6 protein-coding genes are annotated in these 5,137 nt (G+C 37.0%); all 6 read right to left on the bottom strand.

Annotated elements, in window-relative coordinates:
• Positions 1-43: 43 nt before the first annotated feature.
• Positions 44-259 carry a hypothetical protein gene (locus tag RL70_RS12335; protein ID WP_039043706.1) on the bottom strand — a complete coding sequence of 72 codons (216 nt, stop codon included), beginning with the start codon at positions 257-259 and terminating at the stop codon, positions 44-46.
• Between the two features lie 19 nt (positions 260-278).
• Positions 279-935: a replication protein gene (locus RL70_RS12330; protein ID WP_012290103.1), complete on the bottom strand. Its 657-nt coding sequence runs from the start codon at positions 933-935 to the stop codon at positions 279-281.
• Positions 936-1,008: 73 nt separating this feature from the next.
• The gene (locus RL70_RS12325) at positions 1,009-1,179 is read right to left on the bottom strand and encodes a hypothetical protein (RefSeq protein WP_012477453.1); all 171 of its coding nucleotides are present in this window, start codon (positions 1,177-1,179) and stop codon (positions 1,009-1,011) included.
• Positions 1,180-1,645: 466 nt separating this feature from the next.
• A complete protein-coding gene (gene mobV, locus RL70_RS12320) occupies positions 1,646-2,950 on the bottom strand; it encodes a MobV family relaxase (RefSeq protein WP_039043705.1) in 1,305 nt (434 codons plus the stop codon).
• 530 nt (positions 2,951-3,480) lie between these two features.
• On the bottom strand, positions 3,481-4,863 hold the full coding sequence (tet(L), locus tag RL70_RS12315) for a tetracycline efflux MFS transporter Tet(L) (RefSeq protein WP_015060376.1): 1,383 nt from the start codon (positions 4,861-4,863) through the stop codon (positions 3,481-3,483).
• Between the two features lie 33 nt (positions 4,864-4,896).
• Positions 4,897-4,959 (bottom strand): tetracycline resistance efflux system leader peptide, encoded by a 63-nt coding sequence (locus RL70_RS18405; RefSeq protein WP_013762478.1) that lies wholly within the window; start codon positions 4,957-4,959, stop codon positions 4,897-4,899.
• Between the last annotated feature and the right edge of the window lie 178 nt (positions 4,960-5,137).

The following is a 5,137-nucleotide window of genomic DNA, read 5'->3' as shown; positions in this document are numbered from 1 at the left end:
AGAACTTGTCGCGCTGGCCCGTTTGTTGAACATCTTTTGTATCTCAATAAACCACATGAACTAAAACCGATCCATCATCAAAAACAGAAATTTGAACAGGTTGATAATCAACTTCGTCAAAATAGCAAATATGATTTTCGTCTAATTGCTCACGGCCACCTTCACGATAGCTTTTGCCATAACGTTTTCTAAAATATTGTTTTGCTTCCAACACTGTTTTAAAATCAGGAAAATTCGCCTCATCTTCTCTAGTAATCATTCAATCTACCTCCTTTTTGTCATTTTAATTCGCCTGTTTCTTTGTCGAAATCGCTTCGACCATATTTCCGTTCTTGATAAACAGCATCGAAATACAATCTAATCAATCCAGTATGCGACCGCAAAACAGAGTTTATTATCTTCATGCTAGGCAAATTATGTTCAGCCCCACGAGTTTTAACAAATCTCCTTAACTCACGAATGTTTGCTAGTCCATTTTCATCAATCAAATCACAGACATCATTCAACATGTCGTCTTTGTCTTCGGCATCAAGCGTTATGTACCGATCAATATCAAAGTTGTTCAGCAGCTTAATGTCTTTCTTGTCATACACACGTTTCTTTTTAGCAATAGCATCTTTTGATTCATGAGTTAAATACAGATATATATTCTCCATGCTTTGAACTACAATTTGAACCATAGAAACACTCTTATCGCCCAAAATTTGTCTTACTTTTTTACGCACACTATCAGTGGTTACTGGATTTTTTGCTACATAAATTACATGATAGTGAGCCTTTTTATATTTTTGCCCTTCAACATCACTTAAATCTTTATCATGAAGTGGACTAATTGCAATCGGCAAACCAATTGATTCTAATTTCATTTCCCAATCTTCAGGGATAGATTCGGGGTATAATAAAAACGTGAAGTATCTTGCTTTATCTTTAGCCATAATGATATATTCACCTTACAAAAATGAGTTGTAAATTGAGCGTACCTTTCGCAGAGGCGCTCTTTTTTTATGCTCATTGATGCCCCTTCTTATGATTTTCTACAACATCATTCATATATCTCCGCACATCATAAGTCACAATTTTCCCTTGCTCCAACAAAGCTTGCTTATATTCAAAATACAACTCTTTGGGAATACGGATCGTTACACTTTGCATTTCTTCTTTTTCATTTTTTTGAGCCATAACAAAACCTTCTTTCTCATGTTTTTTTATTAGTATATAACATTATTCGGATGGAGTAAAGCATTACAGGGAAATACAAATTTCCGAAATTCAGCTGAAAAGTCGCTGAAAAGTCGCTGAAAAGTCGCCGAGAACTCGCCCACCACAAACCCTTGTCCCACCTGGCTTCGTGCGGCTTTTTCGCTGAAATTGGCACTCGGCACTTAAAGGGGGGGTCGTAGTAGCCCCCCCTTTTTCCCTCTCTCCTCGTAAAATCTAGTTCGAAATCCAGTTCATAAAAAGCAAAAAAAGCCCTTAAAAAACACAGGGCTTTTCTAAAAATCTAAAACCATATTTCTAATTACTTTAAAAACGCTCACAAGCCTTTTTAAGCCGCATTGCTTAAAAAACCACACAAACCCTAGCAAACTACTTCAAAAGCTCTTAAAAACGATTTTGAAGAGAAATAAGGGCATTCTAAGATCAATTACAACTCCATGCCACTAGATCTGCTTTTCGTTTTCTTCTGTTGCTGCCGCTGCTGAGAAAGTTCTTTGTTTTTCTCCACCAGCCAATCCATCGAGAAATCTGCTTCTTTAGCCCGTTTTATAAATTTCTCTAAAAACAATTTAATTTTACCAATCGCTTTTTCAAGTCGATTTTGTGGAATCGTCTTTTCTTCTTTATTTTCTTCGAGGATCTCCAGCCAGTTTTCTCCCTCTTCTTTATTCTTTGGCATACGGTCATTCTCTAAATTATGAAGCACTAACCGGCCTTGAAATTCTAACGTACTAATCTGAAGATCGGGCTCTTTTTCTTCCAAAATACTTTTATAAACAATTGCATTTTCTGTTTGTCGATCTCGCTCTTTTTGCAACAATGTAATTTCTCTACCAAAATCAATATTTCGATAGCGAAGATGTTCGTTATCTTCCTCGAAATTTTTCACATTTACTTTTAAATTTTTAATTTCTTCAACAGCTTTTGATTTGTATTTATCAAATCGTTGTTGAATTCTAATACTCGAATTCGATAACTCTTTCATTTTCTCGTAGCGTTCCGCTGGCAACATAACTACTTCTTTTTTATTAAAGACTCCAACAGTTTTCTTCTCAACTTCTCGCTCAATACTTTTCAAAACTTTTTGCGGATATTTAAAACTCTTAAATTCGTTAGCCATTTCCTCTTTCTGCTGTTCAATCTCCGCTGAATATTTTTTCAGCGAATGAATATTTTCAATCCCGATCGTCTTATCATTTAAAATTCCTTCTTGATAAATTTCAGGGATTCGCTCTTTCAAGTGTCTATCTAAATCAGTGTGAAAACTTTTCAATTCCGATCTCGTCAGCACTTCTTTCGCTGATACTTTTTCACGCTCTTTTTTCTCATCCCAAACAACCGGAACAAAATCAAAATGCATGTGAGGGGTTGTTTCATCATTGTGGACATTCGCTGAAACGACGTTCTCCTGTCCTCCATAACGATCTGTAAGAAATTCGTATGTTTCCTCAAAGAATTTCCTCTGATACTCAACAGATTCATTGTGAAGCGATTCAGGCAGTGTGACGATCCACTCACAGCACACCTTTACATCTTTCCGATTCATGCAATAAACTTCACTCAATCTTTCGTCCATGCGGGAAAGTGTATCTCCGTCTTTTTCGCATAAATCATAGTTCAGATGTGTACGCTCTGTATCAATATTTTTGTTGGAATGGTTTTCTGTTTTTCGGTCTAAGTGAATTGACAAGCCTTGCATATTTCCTTTAGTGAATTTCTGAACGTGCGCCATCTCGTACACCTCCATTTGAGAAGAGAATAACACATCAGGCGAGAGGAGCCAAAACCATTTGGTATAACACGGTATACCAGAATTCTTCTGGACGTGCTCTGCGAGGCGAAAAGCAAGGGAGCAAAAACCGCTCCCCCAAATTCAAAAGCAAAAGAAAAGATCATGGGCTTTGCCCAAACCCACGAGGGAAAAGTTTCCCCTCGACCCCCTCCAAAAAGCTCCCCCAACCCCCTCACTTTTTGAGGGGGCTCCCTCGCCGGTTGGCAGGTCAAAAGGTGTTGCCTTTTGACGAGCCAAGAGGGTTCGGGTGTAGCAAAATTGTCAACTCCTTAAATTCCTTTCGCTGTCGCTTCAGTCAGACATTTACCGTTGACAATTGCCACGTATTTTCTTCTGCAGAAAGTTTCACTTTTAGCCGAAGAAAATAAAAAGAGGTGGCAAATTTGCCACCTCTTAAAAATTTTCTGATCTTCAACAATCGCGCCCGATTGCTTAAGAAAGCTAGAAGTCATTTAATTTATCTCTGGTATTCAACTTTTAAATTGAATTTGTCTTCGTTTATATACATTCAAGGTGATCAGCCAACTAGTAACAACGACTCCTGTAAAAAGGAATAGCATATTACTATACAAATAAGTGGATTGATCAAGGTCCATAGGTAGCAACTTCTGATTCAGTAAGCGTACAGATAATAAACCACCAACAATTGCAATACCTATTCCCTCTGATAAAAAACTGGTAAAATTAAGCAAACTCATTCCGGCACCAGCTTCCTTTTGTTTCAAACTACTTGAAACAATTGTAGATATAACTGTTTTGGTGAATGACAGCCCACCAAAAACAAAAACTAATATAATTGTCAGTAACCATGGTGTTACTTCTAAAAAAAAGGCAGCAATTAAAAAGCTAACGGAAAGAAATGTAACTCCAATGGTTAACACGTACAATGGACCTTTTCTATCAACAAGTAATCCACCAATGTAACCGAAGATAATAACGCTCATTGTTCCAGGGAAAATAATCACACTGCCAATTGCAGCAGTACTTAGTTGATGTACATCTTTCATCATGTAAGGAACCATATAGATAAACCCTGCTACTGTACCAAATATAAGTCCTCCACAAAGGACACCAATTATAAAAGAAATATTTTTCCCCAGTGCAGGTTCAACAAAAGGTTCTGTTACTTTCCTAATATGTTTTACAAATATCAGGAATGACAGAATACTGATGATCAGAAAAGAAATGTTATAAGATGTTGTAAACAGCATAAAAAATACAATGCCCACTGACATTAGTATAATTCCTACAATATCAAAATGACCTTTTATCCTTACTTCTTTTTTCAACAATTTAATAAGGAACGGAACAGTGATAATTGTCATCATTGGAATGAGCAGAAGATAAGACCAATGGATAAAATGAGCTATCATTCCACCAATAGCTGGACCGATACCTTCTCCCATAGCTACTATGGAGCCAATAAGACCAAACGCTTTACCCCTATTTTCCTTTGGAATATAGCGCGCAACTACAACCATCACGAGTGCTGGAAATGCAGCTGCACCAGCTCCTTGAATAAATCGAGCCAGAATAAGTATGGGAAAAAAAGAATGTCCAACAAACCCAATTACCGATCCGAAGCAATTTATTATAATCCCAAATAGGAGTAACCTTTTAATGCCTAGCTGATCAGATAGCTTTCCATATAGAGCTGTTCCAATAGAAAAGGTTAACATAAAGGCTGTGTTCACCCAGCTTGTACTCGCCGGTGATTTATTAAAATCATTTGCAATATCAGGTAATGAGACGTTCAAAACCATTTCATTTAATACGCTAAAAAAAGATAGAACGCAAAGCCAAATTAAAATTTGGTTGTGTCGTAAATTTGATTGTGAATAAGACGTATTCACATTTCGCCCTCCAATAATGAGGGTAGACGCAGTTTATAGGGCTAATGATACGTTTCCCTCTTTTAATTGAACCCTGTTACATTCATTGCACTTCATAATTAATGCCTCCTAATCTTGATTGAAACATTTTACCACATACAGACTAAGTTTTAAATTCAGTTTTCATCACTTATTCCGTTAAAGTTGGCAATAGGTAAGCATTTGATGTTATCTCCAGCTTTTCCCCTGCTCCACACCGAACGTGCTAGTTTCCCAGCATTCGGCGCTCCATCTA

It is taken from the genome of Sporosarcina sp. ZBG7A (genome assembly GCF_000813425.1).
Classification (GTDB): domain Bacteria; phylum Bacillota; class Bacilli; order Bacillales_A; family Planococcaceae; genus Sporosarcina.
Note: the sequence above shows the minus strand (reverse complement) of the source record. Positions and strands in the feature narration are given on the sequence as shown.